This window comes from Candidatus Methylomirabilota bacterium, from assembly GCA_036005065.1.
In the GTDB taxonomy this organism is placed as follows: domain Bacteria; phylum Methylomirabilota; class Methylomirabilia; order Rokubacteriales; family DASRDR01; genus DASYQW01.
Window position 1 is genome coordinate 14384 of the sequence record DASYQW010000299.1, and the last position, 25873, is coordinate 40256.

At 72.3% G+C, this 25873-nt stretch carries 20 protein-coding genes and 1 tRNA gene; all 21 read right to left on the bottom strand.

The genetic code is table 11. The features are described 5' to 3' along the window. Positions 1 to 2: 2 nt before the first annotated feature. Positions 3 to 308 (bottom strand): Asp-tRNA(Asn)/Glu-tRNA(Gln) amidotransferase subunit GatC, encoded by a 306-nt coding sequence (gene gatC, locus VGW35_20555; GenBank protein HEV8310062.1) that lies wholly within the window; start codon positions 306 to 308, stop codon positions 3 to 5. A 31-nt stretch (positions 309 to 339) separates the two neighbouring features. Then, positions 340 to 2553, bottom strand: a complete 2214-nt coding sequence (locus VGW35_20560; protein ID HEV8310063.1) for a UvrD-helicase domain-containing protein — start codon at positions 2551 to 2553, stop codon at positions 340 to 342. A 7-nt stretch (positions 2554 to 2560) separates the two neighbouring features. Continuing rightward, a complete protein-coding gene (locus VGW35_20565) occupies positions 2561 to 3175 on the bottom strand; it encodes a hypothetical protein (protein HEV8310064.1) in 615 nt (204 codons plus the stop codon). A gap of 12 nt (positions 3176 to 3187) precedes the next feature. Further along, on the bottom strand, positions 3188 to 5026 hold the full coding sequence (glmS, locus tag VGW35_20570; protein HEV8310065.1) for a glutamine--fructose-6-phosphate transaminase (isomerizing): 1839 nt from the start codon (positions 5024 to 5026) through the stop codon (positions 3188 to 3190). A gap of 19 nt (positions 5027 to 5045) precedes the next feature. Next, entirely contained in the window at positions 5046 to 6470 is a 1425-nt protein-coding gene (gene glmU / locus VGW35_20575) for a bifunctional UDP-N-acetylglucosamine diphosphorylase/glucosamine-1-phosphate N-acetyltransferase GlmU (protein ID HEV8310066.1), read from the bottom strand. Further along, positions 6467 to 7474 carry a gluconeogenesis factor YvcK family protein gene (locus tag VGW35_20580; protein HEV8310067.1) on the bottom strand — a complete coding sequence of 336 codons (1008 nt, stop codon included), beginning with the start codon at positions 7472 to 7474 and terminating at the stop codon, positions 6467 to 6469. The genes glmU and VGW35_20580 overlap by 4 nt, the downstream gene beginning before the upstream one ends. A gap of 55 nt (positions 7475 to 7529) precedes the next feature. Then, positions 7530 to 8483, bottom strand: a complete 954-nt coding sequence (locus VGW35_20585; GenBank protein ID HEV8310068.1) for an RluA family pseudouridine synthase — start codon at positions 8481 to 8483, stop codon at positions 7530 to 7532. A 37-nt stretch (positions 8484 to 8520) separates the two neighbouring features. Beyond that, positions 8521 to 9024 (bottom strand): signal peptidase II, encoded by a 504-nt coding sequence (lspA, locus tag VGW35_20590; protein ID HEV8310069.1) that lies wholly within the window; start codon positions 9022 to 9024, stop codon positions 8521 to 8523. 28 nt (positions 9025 to 9052) lie between these two features. Further along, the gene (gene ileS, locus VGW35_20595) at positions 9053 to 11890 is read right to left on the bottom strand and encodes an isoleucine--tRNA ligase (protein HEV8310070.1); all 2838 of its coding nucleotides are present in this window, start codon (positions 11888 to 11890) and stop codon (positions 9053 to 9055) included. Between the two features lie 185 nt (positions 11891 to 12075). After that, the gene (locus VGW35_20600) at positions 12076 to 13734 is read right to left on the bottom strand and encodes an ATP-binding protein (GenBank protein ID HEV8310071.1); all 1659 of its coding nucleotides are present in this window, start codon (positions 13732 to 13734) and stop codon (positions 12076 to 12078) included. Between the two features lie 457 nt (positions 13735 to 14191). Continuing rightward, entirely contained in the window at positions 14192 to 15724 is a 1533-nt protein-coding gene (locus tag VGW35_20605; GenBank protein ID HEV8310072.1) for a hypothetical protein, read from the bottom strand. A gap of 127 nt (positions 15725 to 15851) precedes the next feature. Continuing rightward, positions 15852 to 17498 carry a hypothetical protein gene (locus tag VGW35_20610; protein ID HEV8310073.1) on the bottom strand — a complete coding sequence of 549 codons (1647 nt, stop codon included), beginning with the start codon at positions 17496 to 17498 and terminating at the stop codon, positions 15852 to 15854. A 71-nt stretch (positions 17499 to 17569) separates the two neighbouring features. Then, entirely contained in the window at positions 17570 to 17755 is a 186-nt protein-coding gene (locus tag VGW35_20615; GenBank protein HEV8310074.1) for a twin-arginine translocase TatA/TatE family subunit, read from the bottom strand. A gap of 123 nt (positions 17756 to 17878) precedes the next feature. Continuing rightward, positions 17879 to 19060 (bottom strand): MFS transporter, encoded by a 1182-nt coding sequence (locus VGW35_20620; GenBank protein HEV8310075.1) that lies wholly within the window; start codon positions 19058 to 19060, stop codon positions 17879 to 17881. Next, a complete protein-coding gene (gene selB / locus VGW35_20625; GenBank protein HEV8310076.1) occupies positions 19057 to 20979 on the bottom strand; it encodes a selenocysteine-specific translation elongation factor in 1923 nt (640 codons plus the stop codon). The genes VGW35_20620 and selB overlap by 4 nt, the downstream gene beginning before the upstream one ends. A gap of 171 nt (positions 20980 to 21150) precedes the next feature. Beyond that, the gene (gene selA / locus VGW35_20630; protein ID HEV8310077.1) at positions 21151 to 22521 is read right to left on the bottom strand and encodes an L-seryl-tRNA(Sec) selenium transferase; all 1371 of its coding nucleotides are present in this window, start codon (positions 22519 to 22521) and stop codon (positions 21151 to 21153) included. A 122-nt stretch (positions 22522 to 22643) separates the two neighbouring features. After that, positions 22644 to 22928: a hypothetical protein gene (locus VGW35_20635; GenBank protein ID HEV8310078.1), complete on the bottom strand. Its 285-nt coding sequence runs from the start codon at positions 22926 to 22928 to the stop codon at positions 22644 to 22646. 79 nt (positions 22929 to 23007) lie between these two features. Beyond that, positions 23008 to 23607, bottom strand: a complete 600-nt coding sequence (locus tag VGW35_20640; GenBank protein HEV8310079.1) for a DUF3105 domain-containing protein — start codon at positions 23605 to 23607, stop codon at positions 23008 to 23010. A gap of 17 nt (positions 23608 to 23624) precedes the next feature. Continuing rightward, positions 23625 to 23722: transfer RNA gene (locus VGW35_20645), tRNA-Sec, on the bottom strand. A gap of 93 nt (positions 23723 to 23815) precedes the next feature. After that, on the bottom strand, positions 23816 to 24607 hold the full coding sequence (locus VGW35_20650) for a hypothetical protein (GenBank protein HEV8310080.1): 792 nt from the start codon (positions 24605 to 24607) through the stop codon (positions 23816 to 23818). Between the two features lie 245 nt (positions 24608 to 24852). After that, positions 24853 to 25873: TRAP transporter large permease (locus VGW35_20655; GenBank protein HEV8310081.1), on the bottom strand; the 1021-nt coding region annotated here is incomplete at its 5' end.

The window sequence follows — 25873 nt, forward strand, 5'->3', positions numbered from 1 at the left end:
CCTCACTGCTCGAGGATCTTGGGCACGCGGAACTGCTCCTGCTCGGCGTCGGGCGCGTTGGCCAGCATCGCCTCGACCGGATAGCACGGGCGGACCTCGTCCTCCCGCATGACGTTGACGAGCGGCAGGACGTGGGTTGTCGGCGGGACGCCGGCCGTGTCGACCTCTCCGAGCTTCGCCACGTAGCCCAGGATCACGTCGAGCTGGCTCCGCATCCGCTCCTTCTCGGCTCCCGCCAGCTCGAGCCGGGCCAGCCGGGCCACGTGCTCGACCTCCGCCAGGGTGATCTTCGGCTCGCGTTCGCTCACGACGGACTCCCCCTTCTCGGACCGTCCCCGCTCATTCCGCCTGCTCGAGATGGGCGTATTTTAACGCGAGCCGCCGCTTGCCGACGGCCGCGAAGTTCACCGTGACGATCCAGTCGTCCCCGGCTCGCTCGATCCCGATGAGGAGCCCCTCGCCCCACCGCGGATGCTGTACGCGCGCCCCGACGCGGTACGGGTAGTCATCGTCCGGCTCCGGGTCGCGTTCGGCAGGCCACCGGGGCGCGGCGTCGAGCGGTCGAGGCCGCGGCGGGCCCAGCCCGACGGCGCGGCGCGCGGATCCCTCGGCCGTGACGAGCGCCTCGGCCGGCATCTCGGTGAGAAAGCGCGACGGCTCCCGCGCCCCCGCGAACGCGCCGAGCCGTCGCTGGGCGGCGTGGGAGAGGTACAGACGTTCCTTGGCGCGGGTCAGACCCACGTAGGCCAGACGCCGCTCCTCCTCGATGCTGTCGGGCGCGTCGAGCGCGCGGACGTGGGGGAACACGCCCTCCTCGAGCCCGGTGAGGAACACGACCGGGAACTCGAGTCCCTTCGCCGAGTGCAGGGTCATCATGGTGACGGCCGCCCGGGGCTCGGCCAGCTCGTCCACGTCCGAGATGAGCGCGATCGAGTCGAGGAACGCCGGGAGCGCGCCGGTCCCCTCCCGCGCCTCGAACTCCGCCGCCGCCACGCACAGCTCGTCGAGGTTCTCGAGCCGCCCCTCGGCTTCGGCCGTCCCCTCCCGCTGGAGGGCCTCCCGGAGGGAGGCGGCGTCGATGACGGCCGACACACGCTCGGCGAGCGACCGGGGCGCCTCGCCGAGCGCCGCCAGGCGCTCCCGGAGCGCGGCGAACTCCCCCAGCGCCCGGCCGGCCCGTCCCCCGATGGCGCTGGCCGCCGGCCCCGCGGCCGCGGCGAGCAAGGACGAGCCCTCCCGGGCGGCCGCTTCTTCGAGCCGGGCGAGCGTCCCCTTGCCGATGCCCCGAGGCGGCACCGCGATGGCGCGGCGAAAGGCGAGGTCATCCGCGGGATTCACGACCAGGCGGAGGTAGGCGAGGGCGTCCTTCACTTCCTTCCGCTCGTAGAATCGGACGCTCCCCACGATCCGGTAGGCCAGGCCGAGCCCCCGGAACGCGTCCTCGAAGACGCGCGACTGCGCGTTGGTCCGGTAGAAGACCGCGACGGTCTCGAGTCCCGCCCCTTCCCCGCGCAGGCCCATGACGGTCCGCGCGACCCAGGCGGCCTCCTCGTGCTCGTCCCACGCGCGGAAGAGCCGCGCCGGCCCCCCGCGCACGTTCTCGGTCCACAGGCTCTTGGCCTTGCGCGCCTGGTTGTGAGCGATGACGGCCGAGGCGATCTCCAGGATCTGCCCGGTCGAGCGGTAGTTCTGCTCGAGGCGGACCACGCGGCAATCCGGGAAGTCATGCTCGAAGTCGAGGATGTTCCGCAGGTCGGCGCCCCGGAACCCGTAGATCGACTGGTCGGGGTCACCGACCACGCAGAGGTTCCCGTGTCCACCGGTGAGGAGCCTGAGCCAACGGTACTGAGCGGCGTTGGTGTCCTGGTACTCGTCGACGAGGACGTACCGCCACAGGGTCCGGTAGTAGGCCAGCACCTCGGGATGCCGCTCCCACAGCCGCACCGTGACTCCCAGGAGGTCGTCGAAGTCGAGGGCGCCGGCGGCCCGGAGACGGGCGTCGTAGCGCGCGAACAGCCGGGCCAGCTCCCGCTCCCGCGGCGTGCGGGCGCTCGCCGCCAGATCGTCGGCGCCCTGGAGCTGGTTCTTGGCGCGGCTCACCCGGGCGACGACGGCTGACGGCGCCCACGCGCGCTCGTCGAGGCCCTGCTCCCGGATCAGCTCGCGCACGAGGCTCAGCCGGTCGTCCTCGTCGTAGATCACGAACCCGCGCGGGTAACCGAGGTGGTGGATCTCGGCGCGCAGGATGCGGACACACGTGGCGTGAAAGGTCGCCACCAGCGGCAGGCGGGTGGCCCAGCCCTCCAGGAGCGTCGCCACCCGCTGCGCCATCTCGCCGGCCGCCTTGTTGGTGAAGGTGACGGCCAGGAGGCGCCGCGGATCGACGCCGCCCGCGACCAGGTACGCGATCCGGTGGGCGATGACCCGCGTCTTGCCGCTGCCGGCCCCGGCCAGGACGAGGAGCGGGCCCTCCGTCTGGAGCACCGCCTCCTGCTGCGCCGGGTTCAGCCCGCTGAGGATCGCGTCGGGCGAGCGCCCTCCGCCCGCGCTCACGGGCTCCTCATCGGCGTCTTCCGAAGGCGGCGGTGCGCCGGCGCCACAGCCCCTGCCCGAGGGCCACGACGAAGGCGACGCCGAGGGCGGGCACGACGAAGAGGAGGAGCTGGCGCCGCACCGCTTGCCACGGAGTCCACTCGTGGACGGTGTCGCTCAGGTGGGCGCGCAGCGCCGCGGTGAGCTCGGCGAACGGCGCCGAGCCGAGGAGGCGCTCCGTCGTGGTGAGGGTGCCGCGGGCGCTCCGGAGCGTGAGGTGGCCTCGAGCGGGGACGATGCCCACCTCCCGGATCTCGTCCCACCGCGCGGAGAACGGCTGGATGAGCCGGTCCACGGTCACGCCGTCCTCCCCCACCTCGACGACCATCTTCACCAGATCCTGCATCAGCACGATCAGCCACGCAAGCGTGAGCACCGACAGGGAGAGGAGGCTGCCGAACAACCAGACGGCGCGTCCCACCTCGGGATCCCCCCGCTCCGGCCAGAGGAGCCCGAGGATCCGCGCCCCGGCCCACGCGAGCCCGACGATCGCCAGCAGCACCAGGACCTGGGCGGCGGTCGCCAGTCGTCGGTGGGTCGGCTCGGCTTCGATCCGCAGGCGCCCGGCGCGGCTCGGGGCCATCGGGTCCCGGCGTTACTCCACCGTGACGCTCTTGGCGAGATTCCGCGGCTGGTCGACGTCGCAGCCCCGGCGGACGGCCACGTGGTACGCCAGGAGCTGGAGCGGCACCGTCAGGACGAGCGGCATCAGGAGCTCGCCCGCCGGCGGGACGGTCAGCACGTGCGCCGCTTTCTCCGCGATGCTCTCGTCGCCCTGTTGGGCGATGGCGATCACCATCCCGTCCCGGGCCCGCACCTCCTCGATGTTGGCCAGCATCCGGTCGTAGGTCCCATCGCGCGGCGTGAGCGCCACCACCGGCATGGCCTCGTCGATGAGCGCGATCGGCCCGTGCTTCATCTCCCCGCCGGGGTATCCCTCGGCGTGGATGTAGGAGAGCTCCTTCATCTTCAGCGCTCCCTCCAGCGCGATGGGATAGTGGATGCCGCGCCCGAGGTAGAGGAAATCCTGGCGCTGGAAGAGGTGGCGGGCGAGCTCGGCGATGGATTCGTCCCCGGCGAGCGCGGCCTCGACGATCCGCGGCGTCTCGAGGAGCTCCTGGAGCCGCCGCTTCCCCTCCTCGGCCGGGGTGACGCCGCGCAGGCGCCCGAGGTGGAGCGCCAGGAGGTAGAGCGCGGTGATGGTCGCGGTGAAGGTCTTGGTCGACGCGACCCCGATCTCCGGCCCGGCGTGGGTGTAGATGACGCCGTGGGCCTCGCGGCTGAGCGCGCTCCCGACGACGTTGCAGATGGCCACCACCGGGGCGCCCTTCTGCCGAGCGGTCTTCACCGCCCCCAGCGTGTCGGCGGTCTCGCCGGACTGGCTGATGGCGATGACCAGGCTGTCGGGGCCGACCAGGGGGTCGCGGTACCGGAACTCCGAGCCGATGTCGACCTCGGCCGGCAGCCCGGCGAGCCGCTCGATGAAGTGCCGGCCGACCAGCCCGGCGTGGTACGAGGTGCCGCAGGCCACCACCACCACCCGCCGGAATGTCCGGAGCTCGTCCGGGGTGAGGTTCAGGTCCGGCAGGAAGCAGTCGCCGGTTTCCGGCGAGATGCGGCCGCGGAAGGTGTCGGTGATCGCCCGCGGCTGCTCGTAGATCTCCTTCAGCATGAAGTGCCGGTAGCCGCCCTTCTCGGCCATGATCGGATCCCACACGATCCGGGTGACCGGCCGCTCGACCGGGCGTCCCGAGAGCGTCGAGAGCTGCACGCCGTGGCGGCTCACCACCGCCATCTCGTCGTCCTCCAGCACGACCACGTCGCGGGTGTGGGAGAGGATGGCCGGGATGTCCGAGGCCAGGAAATACTCGCCCTCCCCCAGGCCGATCACGACGCCGCCGGCCCCGGTCTTGGCCGCCACCAGGGCCTCCGGCTCCCGGTCGGAGATGATCCCGACCGCGTAGGCGCCGCGCAGCTCCCCGAGCGCCCGTCGGACCGCTTCCCCCAGCCCGCCGGCCGCCGCCCAGTGGTGCTCGACGAGGTGGGCGACGACTTCCGTGTCCGTCTCCGACTTGAAGGTGTGGCCCTCGGCGATGAGCCGCTTCTTGATCGGCAGGTAGTTCTCGAGGATGCCGTTGTGCACCACCACGATGGACCCGGTGCAGTCGGTGTGAGGATGGGCGTTCTCCTCCGAGGGACGCCCGTGGGTCGCCCATCGGGTGTGCCCGAGCCCGACCGGCCCGTCGATCGGCCGGTCGCGCAGGATGCCCTCGAGGTTCCGGATCTTGCCGGCGCTCCGGCGAACCTGGAGCACGCCCTCGGTGATCACGGCGACGCCGGCCGAGTCGTAGCCCCGATACTCGAGCCGCTTGAGCCCGTCGAGAATGATCCCGGTCGCACCCTGTGAGCCGATGTAGCCGACGATGCCACACATACGGTCGTCCTCCGGCGCGTCACTGCGACCCGGTGGGTCGCTCCTCGCGGCTGGCGGCCTGGCGCGCCCGGCGCCGCTCCGTCCAGCCTTCCTTGATCACCTGCTGCGCGCGCTCGATCGCCAGGGCTCCCGGTGGCACGTCCTTGGTGATGACCGAGCCGGCGCCGACGTAGGCGTCGTCGCCGATGTTGAGCGGCGCCACCAGGCTCGCGTTGGTCCCCACGAACGCCCGGGCCCCGATCGTCGTCGGGTGCTTGGCCACCCCGTCGTAGTTGACCGTCACCATCCCGGCGCCAATGTTCGCCCCCTCGCCCACGGTCGCGTCCCCGATGTAGCCCACGTGGTGGGCCTTCACCCGGCGCCCGATCGTGGACTTCTTGATCTCGATGAAGTTGCCGATGTCCGCACCGGCCTGGATCACCGTGCCGGGGCGGAGACGCGCGCATGGGCCGAGCTTGACGTCAGCCTCGACCACGGAGCCTTCGGCGACACAGTAGGGGCGCAGGATCACCCGGTCGCCCACCGTCATGTCGGTGAGCTGGCAGCCCGTTCCGACCAGGCACGCCTCGCCGACGACGGTGCGCCCCTCGAGCCGCACCCCCGGGTAGAGGATCGTGTCGCGGCCCACGGTCACGTCGGGCTCGACATAGGTCGCATTCGGGTCGAGGACCGTCACCCCTTCGGCCATCAGACCGGCCAGCGTCCGCCCGCGCAGGACGGCGTCGAGCTCGGCGAGCTGCCGCCGATCGTTGACGCCCGCCACCTCGAGCGGGTCGTCGACCCGGATGGCCGCCACCCGCCGCCGGTTCCGGGCCAGCAGCCCGATGACGTCGGTCAGGTAGAGCTCGCCCTGGTCATTCTCGGGGGTGAGTCGGTCCAGCGCCGGCCAGAGCCAGCGGGGCTCGAAGCAGTAGATCCCCGAGTTGCACTCCCGCAGGCGGCGTTGGGCGGCCGTCGTGTCGCGTTCCTCGACGATCCCGACCACCGGGCCCCGCGGCCCGCCCCGGCGCACGATGCGGCCGTACCCGGTCGGATCCGGCGGCGCGAACGTGAGGAGGCTGACCGCGGCGCGGGTCTGCCGGTGATGCACGAGGAGCCGCTCCACCGTCGTCTCGGCCAGGAGCGGCACATCCGCGTAGAGCAGGAGGATCTCGGTGGCGTTCCCGGGGACGGCGCCCTTGGCCATCACCAGGGCATGCCCGGTCCCCCGCTGCTCCCGTTGCTCGGCGAAGCGGAGGTCGGTCTGACCGGCCAGAGCCTCCCGAACGCCATCGCCCTGATGGCCGACCACGACCACGATGCCGCGTGTGCCGACGGCGCGCGCGAGCGCGACCGGGTACGCGATGAGCGGCCGGCCGCCGAGCCGGTGCAGCACCTTGGCGCGGCCAGAGCGCATCCGCTTGCCTTCGCCGGCCGCGAGGATGACAGTCCACGTCTCGGTCATGACCCGCCCCCTTCGTTCCTATGCGTGTCCATCGTCGTGACGGCCGCGGCGCGCGCCGGCCCGCCATGGCGGATCAGCCGGACCAGCACCCGCCCGAGCTTCTCCGGGTGGTGCCGGGCCAGCTCCGTCGGACCCGTCAGGTCCGCCTCGCTCACCCAGACGCCGAGCGCCCGCAGGCGGTCGCGGTCGATCGCCACCGGCTGGGCTCCGGCCCTGGCGTACCGCCGGAGGACGTCCTCGCGAAACCGGCGCCCGTGGACCACGACCCCGTCGACCACGCCGCGGCCGCCGTGGGCGTGGAGGGCCTCGACGTGGTCGGCCAGCGACAGTCCGTCGGTCTCGCCCGGCTCGCTCATCAGGTTCGCCACGTAGATCCGGAGCGCGGCCGCCTTGCGGAGCGCCTCCGCGACCCCGCCCACCAGGAGGTTGGGGACCAGGCTCGTGTAGAGCGAGCCGGGGGCGAGGATGATCGCGTCGGCCTGGTCGATCGCCTCCAGCACCTCGGGCAGGGCTCGCACCGCCGGCGGCTCGAGGCCGACCCGGCGCACGGGCCGCTTTCCCTCACGGAGCCTCGTCTCGCCGTGCACCACGCTGCCGTCCGCGAGCTCCGCGCAGAGGGTCACGCTCTCGAGCGTCGACGGCAGGATCGTCCCCTGGACGGCCAGGACCTTGCCGGAGATCCGGATGGCCTGGAGGAAGCTCCCGGTGACGTTCGCCAGCGCCGCCAGAAAGAGGTTCCCGAAGGCGTGTCCGGCCAGCGCGCCGTCCCCGCCGAACCGGAACTGGAAGAGCTCCGCCATGAGGGGCTCGACCTCGGCCAGCGCCACCAGGCAGTTGCGGATGTCGCCGGGTGGCAGGATGCGCAACTCTTCGCGGAGCCGCCCGGAGCTCCCGCCGTCATCCGTGACCGTGACGACGGCCGTGAGCTCGGCGATGCGGGTGCCGAGATACTGCTTCAGGCCGGCCAGGACCACGGGGAGCCCGGTCCCCCCGCCGATGGCCACAACCCGCCGCCCGCCTTCGAGCCGCCGGCGCGCTCCCATAATCCCGATTCCACTGTCATCTTAGCATTGTCGCCCGCTCCCGGAGCCAGGCCAGGAGGCCCGCGAAGGCCGGTGGGAGGGGCGCCTCGAACCGCAGCCGCTGGCCGCTCTCGGGGTGGGTGAAGCCCAGGACGGCGGCGTGGAGGGCCAGGCCCCTCAGCGCGTCTACTCGGGCCGCCAGCTCGGGGGTCGGCGGACGGGTGTCACGGCGGCGGTAGGTGCGGTCGCCCACCACCGGGAAGCCGAGGTGGGCCAGGTGGACCCGGATCTGGTGGGTTCGCCCGGTGCCCAGCTCCACCGCGAGAAACGTCGAAGGGGCGGGCGCCTCGAACCGCTCGAGGACCCGGTAACGCGTGAGGGCGGCGCGGCCCGCGCCGGGCGGACGGACGGCCATCCGCAGGCGGTCCCGGGGGTGGCGGCCGATCGCCGTCTCGATCCGGCCCTCGAGCCGCGGCACGGCCCCGTGGACCAGGGCCAGGTACCGCCGCTCGACGCTCCGCGCCTTGAGCTGTCGCGCCAGGGCGAGGTGGGCCCGGTCCGACTTGGCGACGACCAGGAGTCCCGAGGTGCCCCGGTCGAGGCGGTGGACGATGCCGGGGCGCCGGACGCCGCCGATCCCCGAGAGGGCCGGGCCGCAGTGGGCGAGCAGGGCGTGGACGAGTGTCCCCGTCGAGTGGCCGGCGCCCGGATGGACGACGAGGCCGGCCGGCTTGTCGAGGACGAGGAGGGCCGCGTCCTCGTACACGATGTCGAGCGGGATCGACTCGGGCGCGAGCGCCAGCGAGACCGGCGCGGGCACCTCGAGCGTGACGACCTGACCGGCCCGGAGGGGGTGGCTCGCCTTTCGCCGGCGTCCGTCGACCAGGACGCGGCCCGCCTCGATCAGGCTCTGGAGCCGCGTCCGTGAGAGGTCACCGGCCCGGCTCTGGAGGAATCGGTCGAGCCGAAGACCGGCGTCACCCGGCGCCACCGTGAAGGCCCGGGACTCTCCCGGCGGGGCGGCCGCCTCAGGGTTCCTGGCCGTTGGGCAGTTCCCGCTGCTCGCTTCGCGGCGCGGCGAAGGCCAGCTCGACCGCCAGGAGCACCACGCCCACCGTGATCGCGGAGTCGGCGACGTTGAACGCGGGCCAGTGGTAGGCCCGCCAGTAGACATCCACGAAGTCGACGACGGCGCCGAGCCGCCAGCGGTCGAGCAGGTTCCCGGCCGCCCCCCCGAACACCAGGCCGAGCGCGAGCCGTCCGAGCCGGCCCCCGTGCGGGACGACCCGCAGCGCGATCGAGCAGAGGAGCACGAGCGCCGCCAGCGAAAACACGGTGACGAGCCAGCGCCACTCGAAGGGCACGCCGGAGAAGATCCCGAAGGCCACCCCGGGGTTGAGGATCAGCGTGAGGTCGAAGAAGCCGGGGACGACGGGAAGAGGATATCCGGGCACGAGGCGGGCCAGGGCCCAGGCCTTCGTGAGCTGGTCGGCGACGAAGACCGCCGCCCCGATGGCCAGCAGCGGGATCAAGCGTCCAGCGGCCGCCGCGATGCGAGGGTCACGCGGCGCGGGCTCGGATGATCGGCAGGCACCGCTCGCACAGCCCCGGATGCTCGGCGTCGCGCCCGACCGCCTCGCTCCACGTCCAGCAGCGCTCGCACTTCGCCCCCGCCGCGTGCGCGACCTCGACGCCGAGCCCCGAGAGTCCCGTCTCGCGCAGCACGACCCGCTGGGGCCCGGTCTCGAGACCCGGCGGCGGCGGGCCATCCACCCGGGCGACCTGCGAGACGATGAGAAACTCCCGGAGCAGGCGCTCCCCCGCCTGGCGCAGCGCCGGCTGGAGCTCGGGATTCTCCACGTACAGGGTCACGCGGGCGTCGAGCCCGGCCCCGATCAGCTTGGCCGCCCGCGCCTGTTCCAGCGCCCGGGCGACCTCGCCGCGCACCCGGAGGAGCGTCTCCCAGCCGGCCTCGACGCCCTCGTCGAGCCAGGTGGGATCCGCCGCCGGGAAGTCGGTGAGGTGGACGCTCGAGGCGCGCCCGCTGCCGGGCACGTAACCCCAGATCTCTTCGGCCGTGAACGTGAGGATGGGCGCCATCAGCCGGACGAGGGCGTCCAGCACGCGGTAGCAGACCGTCTGGGCGGCTCGACGCTCGGGGGCGTCGGCCCGCTGCGTGTAGAGCCGGTCCTTCAGGATGTCGAGGTAGAGCGCCGACAGGTCCACCGCGCAGAAGTTGTGGAGGCTCTGGAAGGCGAGGTGGAAGTCGTACGTCTCGTAGGATGTCCGGACCTTCGCGATCGTCCGGTGGAGCCGCAGCATCGCCCAGCCATCGAGCCCCTGGAGGGCCGCGTCCGCGACGGCGTGTCGGCTCGGATCGAAGTCGGCGAGGTTCCCGAGGAGGAAGCGGCAGGTGTTCCGGATGCGCCGGTAGGCCTCGGCCAGCTGGGTGAGGATCTCCTCGGAGAGCCGGATGTCCTCCGTGTAGTCCTCGGACGCCGCCCACAGCCGCAGCACGTCGGCCCCGTAGCGCGCAATCACGTCCTCGGGCGCGACCACGTTGCCGAGGGACTTCGACATCTTCCGCCCCTCGCCGTCGACGACGAACCCGTGGGTCAGGACGGCCCGGTACGGCGGCGCGCCGCGGGTCCCGACCCCCTCGAGGAGGGAGGAATGGAACCAGCCCCGGTGCTGGTCCGAGCCTTCCAGGTACATCTCGGCCGGCCAGCGGAGCTCTCTGTGCGTCTCCAGCACCGCGGCGTGGCTGCAGCCGGAGTCGAACCAGACGTCCAGGATGTCCATCTCCTTGCGGAACCCGCCGCCCCCGCACTTCGGGCAGGTGGTTCCGGGCGGCAAGAGGGCCGCCGCCTCGCGGAGGTACCACTCGTCCGCGCCCTCGCCGCCCCGCATGATCGCTGCCACGTGCTCGACCAGCCGCTCCTCGAGCAGGATGTGGCCACACTGCAGGCAGTAGAAGGCCACGATGGGCACGCCCCAGACCCGCTGGCGGGAGATGTTCCAGTCCGGCCGGTGGGCGATCATGTTGGTGATGCGCTCCTCGCCCCACGGCGGGATCCATTGCACCTCGCGGATCGCCTGGAGCGCCCGCGCCCGGAGTCCGTCCTGGTCCAGCGAGATGAACCACTGCTCGGTGGCGAGGAAGAGCGTCGGGTTCTTGCAGCGCCAGCAGTGGGGGTAGGTGTGGGTGAACGGGACCTCGGCCACCAGCGCGCCGCGGGCTCGCAGCAGCTCGCTGATCCGCGGGTTCGCCTCCCAGACCGTGAGCCCGGCGAAGTGCTCGACCTCGGGAACGAAGCGGCCGTCGTCGTCGACCGGATTGTAGATGGGCAGGCCGTGCTTCCGCCCGAACTCGTAGTCTTCCTCCCCATGGCCCGGCGCCACGTGGACGAGGCCCGTGCCGGAGTCGACGGTGACGAGCGGATCGGCCGCCACCGGGCCGGTCCGATCGATCCACGGATGCCGGTACCGGAGCCCCTCCAGCGTGGCCGGCTCGAGGGTCCGCAGGCGGCGCGCGTTCCGCAGCCGGGTGGTCTTGACGAAGTCGTCGGCCAGCGCGGTCGCCACGATGAAGGTCTCGCCGTCCACGTCGAGCGCCACGTAGTCCTCGGTGGGGTGGACGGCCACCGCCAGGTTGGCGGGCAGGGTCCACGGCGTCGTGGTCCAGATGATCAGCGACTGCCGCGGAGCGTCCGGCAGGTCGGGATGGGGCGCGACCAGCGGAAACCTCACGTAGACCGAGGGCGAGCGCTCCTCCTCGTACTCGACTTCGGCCTGGGCCAGGGCGGTCTTGCAGTACATGCACCAGTGGACCGGCTTGAGGCCTTTGTAGACGATCCCCTTGCCCACGAAGCGGCCGAACTCCCGGACGATGATGGCCTGGTACTCGGGGGCCATCGTCCGGTAGGGCCGCTGCCAGTCGCCGAACACGCCGAGCCGGCGGAACTCCTCGCGCTGGATGTCGATGAACCGGAGCGCGTAGGCCCGGCAGCGGCGCCGCTTCTCGATGGGATCCATGGCCTGGCGGACATCGACGCCAGCCCGGTCGAGGCCGAGCTCCTTGTCGACCTGGTGCTCGATCGGAAGCCCGTGACAGTCCCAGCCCGGCACGTAGACCACGTTGAACCCGAGCATGGTCTTCGACTTGACCACGAGGTCCTTGAGCACCTTGTTGAGGGCCGTCCCCATGTGGATGTGGCCGTTGGCGTACGGGGGGCCGTCGTGGAGGAGCCAGAGCGGCCTCCCGGCCCCGCGCTCGCGGAGGCGACGGTAGATGTCGTCCCGATCCCAGCGGCGGAGGAGCTCGGGCTCCCGCTGCGGGAGATTGGCCCGCATCGGGAAGTCCGTGCGGGGAAGGTTCAGCGTCGCCTTGTAATCCATGGGATCCCGGTCGGCCTCCTGAAAGGCAAGCGCGCCGGGCGCTCCGGCGCGCAGTGCTGGAAAGCGTAGCACCCACGCGCACTTGTGTCAAGAAACGCGCCCTCAGGAACGCCGCGCGTGGCTGGTGTCCGAATTTGGCGGGGCTCGCTCGGCGGCGCCCGTGATCGGGCGCGAAGACGCGAGCGCTAGCCAGGAAGCGGCTGACCGTCCTTCAGAACCGGAAGCCGGACCGTGAAGCGGGCGCCCTGACCCTCACCGGGGCTCTCGGCATCGACCGTCCCCCCGTGGAGCTCCACGAGGTGGCGGACAATGGCGAGCCCGAGCCCCAGACCGCCGTGGGTTCGCGCCGGCCCCGTGTCGGCCTGGCGGAATCGCTCGAAGACATACGGCAAGAACTCCGGGCTGATGCCTTGGCCGGTGTCGCTCACCGTGACCAGCACCTCGGAAGGGCCGCCGTGCACCCGCACCTCGACGACACCCCCCGCCGGGGTGAACTTGATGGCGTTCGCGATCAGGTTATCGGCCACCTGCTGGAGCCGGGCCGGATCGCCCCAGAGGAGGCCCGTCCCCCGATGCAGGATCGACCGAAGCGTGATCCCCTTCTCCAGGGCGGCCGGCCGCATGGTGTCGACGATGGCTTCGACCAGTGGCACGACATCGACACGCTGCCGCTCCATCTGGAGTCGTCCGGAGACGATCCGAGAGACGTCCAGCAGGTCGTCGACCAGCCTCGTCAGCACTCTGGCATTGCGCTCGATCGTCTCAAGCGCGCGCCCGGCGAGGGCGATGTCCCCCGGCTTTGCGCGGAGAACGTTCAGCCAGCCGGCGATGGCGTTCAGCGGGGAGCGGAGCTCGTGGGAGAGCATGGCGAGGAATTCGTCCTTGAGCCGGCTCGCGTCCTCCGCGTCGCGTCTGGCCGCGCGCTCAGCCTCATGCACGCGCGCGAGGTCGATGACGAGGGCCACCCGATCCGCCACGAGTCTGAGGAGTTTGAGATCCTCCTCGGTGAACGTGTGCGGGACCGACGAGCCGACGTGGATGACGCCGATGACCCGATCGCCCACTCTGAGCGGCACACCGACGAGCGACTTGACCCGGTCACGCAGGAACGGGCTCAGGACTTCGACCTCGGCGAGGTCGCGAAAGATCAGGCCGGACTCGCTGAGGGCAATGCGGCCGGCGGCTCCGGATCCCAGCGGGATGCGCACCGCCTCGGCGACCACTTCCCGCAGCCCGTCCGACGAGACCGGGATGAGGTCGGCGCCGTCCTCGCTCAGCAGCAGAATCGTCGCGGTGTCGCTGGCCAGTGCCTCGCGGACCCGGGCCAGCAGCTCACGCATGAGGCCGGCCGCCGAAACCTCGTGGAGCGGCGTCTCCGTGACCAGCTGGACCTGCCGAAGCATTCCGGTCACACGCTCGGCGTCGGCTCGCGCCGCGCGCTCCCGGCCAAGAAGCGCCTCACGCTCGTCGGCCGTCGCCTTCTCCTGTCGCCTGGCTCGGTGCAAGGCCTCGGTGAGCCCGCTCATCAGGACGCCGAACCCGACGAACAGCACGAGGGCGATCAGGTCCCCGACATTGCTCACGGTGAGTGAATGGACGGGGACGAGCCAAAGGTATTTGGCGGTCGCCGCTGACGTCACCGTTGCGAGGAGCCCGGGTCCCAGACCCCCGAACCAGGCCGCGACCATGACGGCGGGATAGAAGGTCAGCAGCGGGAGCTTGGGCCCCCAAACCGGGTCCAAGAGCTCACGCAGGACGACAGCCACCACGACGGTGGCGGTGGCGACCGCGTAACGAAGCCAGACAGGGCGCACGCCGAGAGGAGCGAGGCGGGGAACCGGCATGCCGGCTCAGGAGTAGGACACTACCGGGGTGACGGCGCGCGTGTCGGTCGTGAGCGAGTTGCTGCCGCAGACCTCACAAGCGCCTTCGTGCGTTCCAGAGTGTGGGTCAGCCGGGAGAGGAGCTCGGCAGTCCGGTCCTGCAGCTCCATCTCCTGAAGTTCATCCGCCTGGACGATGCACCGAAGATGGAATATCTCGCTGTCGCAATACAAGACCGCGGTGCCCCGGATGGACTTGGAGCAGGCGACGCAGTAGAGCGCGGGCACCCGGTCGCGTTTCCGCATGGGCCACCGCTTCTGCAAGGTGATGCGTGGCTTCCGCGGCACGGGGTACCGGCTGAGCCACACCGAAAATGGCGCGGCTTCGGCCCGGGCGTGTCCCGAGGCCTTTAGGCTACGCTTAGGGTAGCCCATGGTCAATAGGGAAAACCCTTACACAAAGAGGACCAATGAGGACATTAATCCCGTGCGCAGGGCGCCGGGAGCGGCCGCCAGCGGTTCCAGGCCGTCTCGTACACCACCATCTCGTCCGCCCCCGCCACCACGTTGGAGGCCAGGTGCACGCGCTCGAGGGGCTGGAAGAGATCGGGGCGGGCGGCGAGGTCGGGGAACCAGCGCGGGAAGATCACGAGGTAGTCCGGACAGGCCCGCTCGAGGTAACGCAGCACGCCCTCCGGCCCCCGGCGCCGGTACGGCACGATCTCGGGCGTCACGAGTCCCATGAGATCGATGATCCGGCGGTCGCCGAAGTAGGCGAGGGCGCCCACGTCGTTGACGGCGATCCACGCCGCGGGGGGCGTGTGCTGCGCCACCCAGTGCCCGAGTCGCACCTGCATGGCGTTGATGTTCTGGACGCCCCAGGCGTACTCCCGGCTCGCCGGCGCCAGCGGCAGGAGGAGCCCCAGCGCGAGCACCGCCACGAGGCCGGCGGCAAGCCCGCCCCGCCGCGGGAGCGACGCGAGAAGGGCGCCGAGCCCAGCGACGGCCAGCCCGACCGCGAGGGGAAGGAGGTGGGAGGAGTAGCGACCGGTCTGGAAGGCTGGTCCCCGGTACGGCGCGAGGACGGCCATGGCGACGGGATGGAGGACGAGCGCGTACCCGAGCCATCGAAGCGGGCTCCGCCGGAGCACGGCAAGCCCGATGACGGCGAGCACGGGCAGCGCCACGTGGTCCGCGAGGAGCACCCGACCCCATTCGCGGAGGTACTCGAGGCTGCGGGTCCCCGTGAAGCGCCAGGCCTCGCCGACGCCCACCAACTGCCCGAGGAGGCCGCCCTCCACCTTGGCGATCGCGGTGGCGGGGACCAGCCGCCCGACAGTCGCCACGTTGAAGGCGAGGGCGGGCACCAGGGCGAGGGTGGCCACGGCCGCGCGGGCGAGCGCGGCGCGGAGGCGGCCCGCGCCGGCGACGTGGAGGGCCACGAGCAGGAGCGCCTCGGGCCGGGCGAGCGCCGCCAGCCCGAAGGTCGCGGCGGCGCCGAGCGGCTGCCGCCGCGCCGTCAGGAGCGCGCCAGCGGCCACCAGCGCGGCGGCGAGCGGAACTTCCATGCCCGAGAGCGCGCCCCAGGCCAGGCGTGCCGAGCCGACCACGGCGACCCCGGCGGCGAGGCCGAGCCCGCGGCCGAGACCGAGCGCCAGCACGAGGCGGCGCGTCAGGAGGCCGGTGGCCGCATAGCCGGCGACGCCGAGCCCTTTGGCGGCCGCGAGGGCCGGCACGCCGAGGGCCCGAGCCAGGGCAAGCCCGAGGGTCCAGAGCGGCGCCGTCGACCCTGCCACCGGGTTGCCGGGGTTGATCGCAAAGCCCCGCCCGGTGGCGAGGTTCTCGGCGAAGCGCAGGTGGATCCAGCTGTCGTCGAGTGGAAGCCCGAAGCCGTTCGCGATCCGGACCTCGGCGGCGACGAAGAGCAGGATCACCGAGGCGGCGACGGCCAGGATGACGAGATCGTCGCGGTCCCCCAGACGGGGCGGACGCCCCGGGGTGAGGGCCATCACGCGAGCCAGGGGCGCATCCCCGAAAGGCGGATGGCGGACGCTGACAATACCGCAACCCTCATGCTGTTCCGAGCGCGGGCTTCGCCCGCGAGCTCGGAGGGGGCCGCAGAGGCCCCCTCCGAAGAAGCTACCGGAGGCGGGCGACGGCCGTCAGCGGGGTGAGCCGGTAGCCGGCGTGCTCCACCGGATGGCGACCCACGTCCAGAACGTACAGCCAGCGGCCGTAGGCGAGCGGATACGCGCGCAAGCCGGCCGGCCGCGGCACCATCGGGTTCCAGTAGTCGACGACCCAGACGAGCCGGCGGACGTTCGCCGCCAGGATGATCTCGGAGTCCCCGAGCGCCGCCATGGCGCCGTCGTGCCGCGACGAGATATAGCCCGGCGAGAAGCGGCCAAGCCGGAGGTGGATCACGGTGAACTCGGGCAGGTAGTACATGACGTGGCGGAACCACGGATAGGACCGCGGGTTGCCGAGCTCCGTCACGACGACGGCATTGGCCGGATTGAAGGCGCTCCGGACCGCGTCGACGTAGGCGCGGATCACGCCTTCCTGCTCCCGGAGGCCGCGCGCCGTGGTCGGCCAGAGCCGGAAGCGATACCGGGCGCGCAGCGCCGTGCCCCATCCTTCGGAACCCGGAGCGGCGGCGAACAGACCCGGGACCTCGATCGGCGCGGCGGTGGCGAAGAAGGCCGCGTGGGCGAGCAGGATAGCGGCCAGGACCGCCGCCGCGGTGGCCCACTGGGCGGCTCGGAGCCATGTCGCCGCTACCCGCCACGCCGCTCCCAGGCGCCGGCCGAGCACCACCAGGCCGCGGGCGATCAGGATGTAGAGAGCCGGGAGGACCGTCAGCAGATAGCCGTGCTGGCCGAAGTGAACCGCGGTGTACACCCCGAGGGGCGGGACGATCCAGCCCGCGAAAAACCAGGCGCGAGCGTCCCAGCGGCGCACGCGGCCGAGGCTCAGGACGACCAGGCCCGCCAGGACCGGCAGGAGCAGGCCGAGTCCCAGCACGAGCGCCTCCAGCAGCGCCGTCGCGTTGGCCTGCCAGGCACCCGGCGCCCCGACGATCGTCGTCGCCCGCACCGTCGAGTCGAAGAGCTCCAGCGCGGCCCCCGTGTACCGCCAGAATCCGCCCGTCAGCCACACCATCGGACCGAACCACGCCGCGGTCGTCAACGCGATCACCGCGAGGCCTGAGAGCACCGGCCGCCATCGCCTGAGTCCCGCCCAGGCCATGCCGACCCAGAGCGGCAGCAAGAGAATCAGGACCGACTGGCGGACGCCGCCCGCCAGCCCGAGCGCCACCGCCGACCACGCGGCGAACCGACTCTCTCCGCTCCGCATGCGCCAGGCGAGGGTGGCGATGCCGGTGGCGAGGGCCGCCTCGGTCGTGTAGGAGAGCCCGACCACGCCGTAGAACCAGAAGAGTGGGCTCGCCGCCAGGCCGGCAGCGGCCAGGGACGCCGTCGCGCGGCCGTAGAGCATCCAGGCCAGCCGGTACACGAGAAACACGGTGACGGCGCTGGCCGCCAGGGCCAGCCAGGTCAGGCTCTCGGTGGCGTCGCCCGCCAGCGGCTCGAGGGCCCGCGCCAGCGCGACGTAGAGGATGTACCCCGGAGGGTGGGGCTGGTGCTTGACGATGTCGTAGTCGCGGAGCGCGAGCGCGAACTGGACCGCGTCCCAACTCGGGAGGAGGCGGGCACGGAACGGGACCCGGCTGAGCGCCGTGACGCCGGCCCAGAACAAGGCGAGCGCGAGGTCGGTTCGCGGCATCGGGAGGGGGCGATCAGCCCTCGCAGAGAGCGACGGGGAGGGAACCGGCCGGGTACGGGAGCGCGGCGGGGTCAGACGCCCTTCTTCTCCTCGGTGGCCTTCTCCGCCTTGACGGGCTCGTCTTCAGACTGTCCCTTCTTGAACTCCGAGACGCTCTTCCCGAGGCCCCGCGCCAGCTCGGGGAGCTTCTGCGCCCCGAACAAGAGCAGGACGATGACGAGGATGATCATCAACTCCTGATAGCCCAACCCGAACATGGCTCCCCCTCTGGGCGCATCGCGCCCTCGGCGCGACGGCCTCCGAATGTCCTCCTACCTTACGCTCGCCCCCGCAGGGTGTCAATCGAGCCGGCCGCCGCCCGCGACGGCCGGACGCCGCCATCAGGCCCGGATCGGGCTCGCCACGGCGGGCCGCAGTGCCAGGCAGAGTGGCACCGTCACGAGCACGAGGGCCGCCAGCATCGTGAGCGTGGCCGCGACTCCCGCCGCGTCGCTCACGATCCCGTAGACGGTCGGCGCGAGCGCGGAGGCGCCCACGCTGAGGGTGTAGTAGAGCCCGTAGGCGCGCGAGCGGCGAGCCGGGACCACGAGGTCGGCGACGGTCCCGTAGAGGACCGACGACGTCCCGTTGAGCGCGATGCCGAGGAGGCCGAGGACGCCGAGCGTGACCGGGAGGGGCGCCACCAGGACGACCAGGATGCCGCCCGCCGTGGCGAGCTCCGTGAGCACGACCGTCCGGATCACCCCGAGGCGCTCGGCCAGGAGGCCGCAGACGAACTTCCCGGCTGCGCCCCCCGCGAAGAGGAAGGCGAGCGCGCCGCCCACCATCGGCACCGTGGCGCCCTTGGCGAGCAGGACGAACGGGAGAAAGGTGAGGAAGCCCGTCCGGGTGGCGTTGTCGATCATCCCGACGCCGGCCAGCGCGCCGAACCCCCGCGCATCGCGGATGCCCCACCCGACCCCGTCCCGCGCGGCATCGCCGTCGCGCTGGGGCCGCCCCCCGGCCGAGAGGTGCCTGAGCATCACCAGGAGGCCGCCGGCCGCCACCAGGCCGAGCGCGCCGTAGGCCGCTCCGGCCACGCGCCAGCCGACGGCCGCCGCCGCCACCGCACCGGCGGCGGTCAGGGCCACCTTCCCGAGATCGCCGGAGACGTTGTAGGTCCCCAGGGCGGCGCGGCGAAGCCCGGTCTCGTAGGCCTTCGAGACGAGCGAGGAGGACAGCGGATGCTGGACGCCGGAGCCGAGGCCGGCCAGCAGGAGGATCAGGAGAAGCGCGGAGAATCCGTCCGCCCCGGCGACCGCCACGAAGCCGAGCGCCGTCACCGCCGTGCCCGCCGCCAGCACCCGGCGCTCTCCCCAGCGCTCGGCGAGGAGCCCGGCCGGGATCTGGAACAGCGACATGCCCCCGCTGTAGGCGGTGCGGATCACGCCGATCTGGGCGAAGGTGAGCCGGAACTCGGCGGCCCAGAGGGGAAGCAGGACGTAGAGAAGATCCGAGAACCCGTCGTGGAGGAAGTGCGTGGCGGCGGCCGTGCCCAGCACCGCCCGGGCGCGATTCTTCATGCGGGTGAGCGGGGGAGGTCTCGGAGCACGCGCTTGTCCCCGATCCGCACCGTCACGCGCTGGGCGTCCAGGTACTCGAGCAGCGGGATGGCGTACTTGCGGGAGATCCCGAGGAGGTCCTTCATGTCCTGCGGAGTGATCTCCTTCCGCTCCCGGAGAAACGCGGTGACGCGCGCCTCGGCCTCCGAGAGCGCCTCGGCATGGAAGTAGAGTCCCTCCTTGATCCGGACGAGCCGCCGCTCGTCGAGGAGCACCTGGGCGAGGGCCTGCTCGTCGGCGCGGGTCATGCCGAGCCTGGCGAAGGCCTCCTCCAGACTCGGCGGCGCCACCCCGGCCACCCGGAAGTCGCCCTCGAGTCGGTCGAGCCAGGCCTGCTGGTGGGAGTCGAGCCGCACGTGGTGGCTCGCCAGGCGGACCTTGTCCTTCTCCACGGCGATCGCGCCGGCGGCGACGAACCGCTCGAGGAGGTGGAGGAACACGCGCTCGTCGAGGCCGCCGAGCCGGGTCCGGAGCTCCTCCTTGGACATCCCCGGCTTCAGCGGCTCCCGCGCGTGGAAGGCCCGCAGCGCGGCGAGCGTCTCCTCGCGGAGCCGCTCGGCGGCGTCCACGTGGACGTACCACTCGCGGTCGACCACCAGCGCCCGCCCTCGCGTGGTCAGATCGGCGAGGAGCCGGCGGAGCGCCTCGGGGCCGAAGGGGCTGCGGGCACGCAGGTCGGCGGTGCGCGCGCCGCCGGGGCCCACCCGCATGATCTGTTCCTCGAGCACGGCTTCGGGCGTGCCCCGCTCGAGGACGGCGAGGCGGGCCACCAGGGCGGGACTCCGCCGCGCCTTGGCCGGGGCGACGTCGAGGAGCTCGCCGCCCCCGATCGTGATCATCGGCGAGTAGCTCCGAATCACGTAGCGATCGCGGGGGAGGGCGACGACGGGGGCCTCGAGCCGGAGCTGGATGTAGCCGCGGCCCCCCGGCTCGAGCTCGGCCCGGTCCAGGAGGTGCACGCGCGCCATGACCTCGCTGGTGCCGATGTGGAAGCGTACCCGCTGGCGCGGCTTGAGGGGCGCCGGCGCGTCGCCGAGCAGCTCGCAGGTAGCGTCGAGCATGAAGGTCGGCCGCAGGAGTCCCGGCGCTGACAGGACGTCCCCGCGCTCGAGCGCCGCGCGCTCGACTCCCTGGAGGTTCACCGCGGTGCGCTGCCCGGCCACGGCCGTCGGGACCGCCTGGCCGTGGGTCTGAAGCCCGCGCACCTTGGCCTGGAGCTGGCGCGGGTAGACCTCGACGCGCTCCTCCACCCCGACCTGACCCGCGGCGACAGTGCCTGTCACGACGGTCCCGAATCCGCGGATCGTGAAGACCCGGTCGATCGGGAGCCGGAAGGTGGCGTCGGTGCCCCGGGGCGGCACCGCGCGGGCCAGCCCCCCGAGCGCGTCCCGGAGGACGTCCAGGCCTTGGCCGGTCTTGGCCGACACGGGAACGATCGGCTGGCCCTCGAGGAACGTCCCGCGGAGAAAGGCCCGGGTGTCCTCACGGACGAGCTCGAGCCAGTCGGGCTCCGCCATGTCCGCCTTGGTGAGGACGACGAGGCCGCTCCGGACCCGCAGGAGCTGGCAGATCGCGAGGTGCTCGCGCGTCTGGGGCATCACGCCCTCGTCGGCGGCGATCACGAGCATGACGAGATCGATGCCGCCGACGCCCGCCAGCATGTTCTTGACGAAGCGCTCGTGGCCGGGGACGTCGACGATCCCGAGCGTCAGGCCTTCGCCTCCGTGCTGAAGATCGAGGTGGGCGAAGCCGATGTCGATGGTGATGCCGCGCTCCTTCTCCTCCTTCAGGCGGTCGGGATCGATCCCGGTCAGGGCGCGGACGAGCGTCGACTTGCCGTGATCGATGTGGCCGGCGGTGCCGACGACGACGTGACGCACCGACACTCAGATCAGGGCGAGGCCGCCGGAGTCGAGAGCCACGCCGCGCCGGGCCGAGACCCGAGCAGCCCTAGGACGCAGGCCGGAGCCGGCCCGAGGCGTATGCCGCATACGTTGAGGGCCGGCGAACGGCCGAGGACGACGGGATGCGACGGGTATCGGCACGGCGCCTCAGATCAGGGCGCGCACGGCGGCCACCAGGAACGACACCTCGTCGTCCCTCACCGTGCGGCAGTCCAGGAGGAGGCGGTCGCCGGCGATGCGGCCGATGATGGGGGGCTGCGCCTGCCGGAGCCGGGCGTCGAGAGCCTCGGCCGGGTGGGCCGGGCTGCCCAGGGCGAGCGCGGCCGTCGGGAGCTCCACCACCGGCAGCGCGCCGCCGCCCACCTGCGCGTGGTCCTGCACCACCTGCGCTCCCAGGGCCGCCCGCACCGACGGCGGAAGCCCGCGCAGGCAGCGCTGGGCGCGGCGGTGCACCGCGGCCTCCGGCTCCGTGAGCATTTGGAGCGTGGGGATCTGGCGGAGCGCCCGGGCCGGCTCCTCGTAGGCGCGGAGAGTCGCCTCCAGCGCCGCGAGCGTGAGCTTGTCGATCCGCAGCGCCCGGTTGAGCGGATTCTTCCGGAGGCGCTCGACCAGGGACCGGCGGCCCACCACGATGCCGGCCTGGGGGCCCCCGAGGAGTTTGTCGCCCGAGAACGTGACGAGGTCCGCGCCGGCCGCCACGGTTTCGGGCGCCGTCGGCTCGTGGGGAAGCCCGTAAGGCCGGAGGTCGAGGAAAGAGCCGGATCCCAGGTCTTCCATGACCGGGACACCCCGCGCCCGGCCCAGCTCGGCCAGCTCCCGGGTCGTGACGCTTTCCGTGAAGCCGACCACCCGGTAGTTCGAGGGATGGACCTTCAGGAGAAGGGCGGTGTCCGGGGCGATGGCCGCCGCGTAGTCGCCGATGCGGGTGCGGTTGGTCGTCCCCACCTCGACGAGCCGCGCCCCCGAGCGCGCCATGATATCCGGGATCCGGAAGGCGCCCCCGATCTCGATCAGCTCGCCGCGCGAGACGACGACTTCTCTTCCGCGTGCCAGGGACTCCAGCGCCAGCAGGACGGCGGCCGCGTTGTTGTTCACGACCAGCGAGGCCTCGGCCCCCGTCAGGCGGCACAGGAGCGGATCGACGTGACTGTACCGCGAGCCCCGCTCCTTGGTGCGGACGTCCAGCTCGAGGTTCGAGTAACCGCGGGCGACGGCCACGAGTCGCCCGAGGGCCTCGAGGGAGAGGGGAGCCCGGCCGAGGTTCGTGTGGAGGACGACGCCGGTGGCGTTGATGACCCGGTCGAGCTGCCAGGCCGCCGCCTCGGTGAGGCGTGCCTCGATGCGCGGGCGGAGGGCGCCGGCCTCGACGGGGACCCGGGCCAGCTCTTCCGGCGAGCCCGCCTCCCGCATGGCCCGCCGGCTCTCCTCGAGGACGGCGCGGATCGCCTCGACCACGCGCGGCCGGGGGATCGCGTCGTGTCCGTCGAGGTCCCGGAGGATCTCGTCTACCGACGGCAGGGCCCGGAGCCGCTCACGGCGAAGGCCGGCCAGCTCGCCCTCGAATCGTCCAGCGGGAGGAGGAGTCCCAGCCACTTCCCCTCCTGGACCTCCCCCACCCGGGGGCCTCTCGTGCCTGTCCGTCACGAGCCGAGCGCCTTCGTGATCCGGTCCCGAAGCCCGCCCATCACCGCCAGCACGTCCCGCCGCGTCACGTCTCGCCCGCCCGGGCGATCCTCGCCGCGCGTATAGCGCCGCACGAGATCCTCGGTCAGCCCTTCCCACAGCGTCTCGACGTCGTGCCGGCTCCACCCCTGTTCCCGCGCGAAGCGGACCCAGGCGCCGGCCGTTTCCTCGAGCACCGCGTTCCGCCGCGCGACGAGGGCGGCCACCCGCGAGCGGACGCCTTCCCAGCCGGGGGTCGTCACGCGAAGAAACTCCCGGGTGTACAGCTCTCACGCTCCATCACAGCAACTCCGGGGGCCACCGAGGCCCCCTCCGATGATCTCAACGGGCGTGGTGGTCGATTCCGCGATAGGCATCGATGAAGCGGACGATCCGACGCTCGTCCAGGCCGTCGAGCTTGTCGATCCGCGTCCAGGCGGTCACCGCGATGCACTTGTCGAGCCCCGCGTACGGGGCGAGCACGACGTGATCCGGATATCGCGCGACGATCGCCTTCAGCGGCTCGAGCACCGTGTCCGCGCACTCGGGGCGGTAGTTCACCACCACGCCGCCGTCCTCGAGGTTGTGGACCTGTAGCTCCTTGGGAATCGCGCGCGCGTGGACGCCCCAGGGCGCGATGTATGGCAGATGCGGCCCCGAGGTCGGCGGATCGGAGTTGTAGGGCGTGTGCGGGGTCTCGGGCGTGGGGATGTGGGCGTTGCCGAGGCTGGGGACGAAATCGCCCGGCGACGATCGGAGCGTGCGGGCGTAAAGCCATCCGCCGCCGGCCGCGAGCACCACCCCGATCAAGGCGACCGCGGCCCACAGGAGCCGCCGGCGCTGCCGCCGGCTCAGACCTCCCGGCAGGCCCTTGTCCGGCCGGCCGGGCTTCGCCGCGCGGCCGGGAGCCTTCCCGCCGCCCCTCGCCTGCACCTTGCTCATCCGTTCCTCCCGGCCAGTGGCGGAAGCGCGTGGGAGTCGAACCCACCTCGAGCTTGTCTAGAGCCCGACACCGGATTTGAAGTCCGGGAGGCCCACCGGGATCCTATGCGCTTCCTCGTGAAGGAAAACAGCATGTTGGAGTGTACCACCGCGCTTCAGCTCGCGCAAAAAAGGGGGATCGAGCGCGTGTCCGGCCGGGAGCCAGCGCCTATTTCGGCCAGCGCGGCGCGGTGAGCTCGACCCGCCAGGTCGGTCCCCCGAGCGACAGGGGGCCGTCGAACCTGACGAAGGCCGGGACGGGCCCGGTCGCGATCGAGTAGACGAGCTCGGGCGGCTCCTTGCCGACGAGGGAGGCGAGAACGCCCGCCAGCCCGCCGATCTCGAACCGGACGCGATACCGGATCGCCTTCCGCGTCGTCTCACCCAGGACGAACGCGTCCTCGCCGGCCGGCGCGAGCTCCATCTTGACCAGCCGCGGCTTCGGCGTGAACGCGACGAAGTGCCCGGTCGCCGTCGCGGCCGGCGCGAGGTTCTTCGCGAGGATCAGCGGCATCCCGTTGTACACGTCGGGCGGGAGGTCGAGCGGCCCCTCGTGGACGTCCTCGCTCCCATCCGGGCGCTCGCGGAAGCGCACCGTGTAGCGGCCGGTCGGCCGGTCGATGGACGCATCGATCGCGTGACGAAATGCCGAGCCGCGCTGGACGAGGTGATAGCGCACGACGCTGAACACTCGCCGCTGGGAGAAGAGAACCACCTCGTCGTGCAGCGAGCCGTCCTTGAAACGGAAGACGATGCGCGCTTCGATGCGGTCGCCGCGCGGGACCTGGAGCAGCTCACCGTCGGCCAGGAGGTCGCCCGCGGCCGAGCGCAGGACGAGGAAGCCGCGGACAGAGCCCTCGGGGAATCGGACGGCGACCGGGGCGGCGTCGGCGGCGCCCCATGCGCACGCGACCAGGCCGAGGAGGACCGCGGGCCAGGCCAGGCGCTGGCGGGGACTCACGGCCGGGAAGGCGGCACGGCCCGTACCGTTCGGGAGGCGAGTGGCCGGTCGCTCAGCGACGAGGGCGCGCCCGGCGTCCCGGCGGCGGTCACCCCTGTCAGTCCGATCCACAGCCCGCCGAGCGCCGCGAGATTCCGGCGCCAGCGCGCGTGTCGCATGAGGTCCTCCCCGTGGTTCGAGCGTGAGCGATCGGTGGGGACGTTAGCCGGAGCCGCGCGGCCTGTCAAGGGATCCGGCGCCCTCCCTCAGCCGAGCCTGAACGCCCGGGGCAGCCAGAGCGAGAGCTCCGGCCAGAGCGTGACGATCACGAGGGCCAGGACCATGGCGCCGACGAACGGCCACACCGCCCGGGAGAGCGTGTCGAAGGAGACGCCGCCGACGTTGGCCGCCACGTAGAGGTTCACCGCCACCGGCGGGGTGATCTGCCCGATGGCGATATTGACGGTCAGCACGATGCCGAACCAGACCGGGTCCCAGCCGAAGCGGGCCAGCAGCGGCATGAAGATCGGCGTGAAGATGTAGAAGATCGAGATGCCGTCCAGGAGGTAGCCGGCCAGGACGACGATCAGGTTGATCAGCCAGATCACGACCCGGGGGTCCTGCGACACCGCCAGGATGGCGGCGGTGATCCGGTCGAGGATGCCAAGCGTCGCGCCCGCCCACGCGTAGAGCCCGGCGAAGCCGACGATGAGCATGACGACGGCAGAGGAGACCGTGGCGTCCATGATGATCGCCCACAGGCCGGCCCACGTCAGGGTCCGGTAGATCACGGCCCCCACGAAGAGGCCATAGAACACTGCCACGATCGCCGCCTCCGTCGGCGTGAACACCCCGCCGTAGATGCCGCCCAGGATCACGCCCGGCGCCAGCAGGCCCCAGATCGATTCCCGCGCCGCCCGTCCGATCTCGGCCGGCGAGCCCCACCGCTCCCCCCGCCAGCCGTGGCGGCGCGAGTAGACGTAGGCGGGGATGGCCAGGCAGGCCCCGACCACCAGCCCGGGCAGCACGCCGGCGGCGAACAGCGCCGGGATCGACGTGTTGGTGATCACGCCGTAGACGATGAACGCGATGGAGGGCGGGATGACGATGGCGATCGACCCGCCGGCGGCGACGAGCGCCGAGGCGAAGGGCCGGGGGTACCCGCGGGCCACCATGGCCGGGATGAGGACGGTGCCGAGGGCCGCCGTGTCGGCGGGGCCCGACCCCGAGATCCCGGCGAAGAACACGCAGCAGACCACGGCCACCAGGGCCAGCCCGCCGGCCACC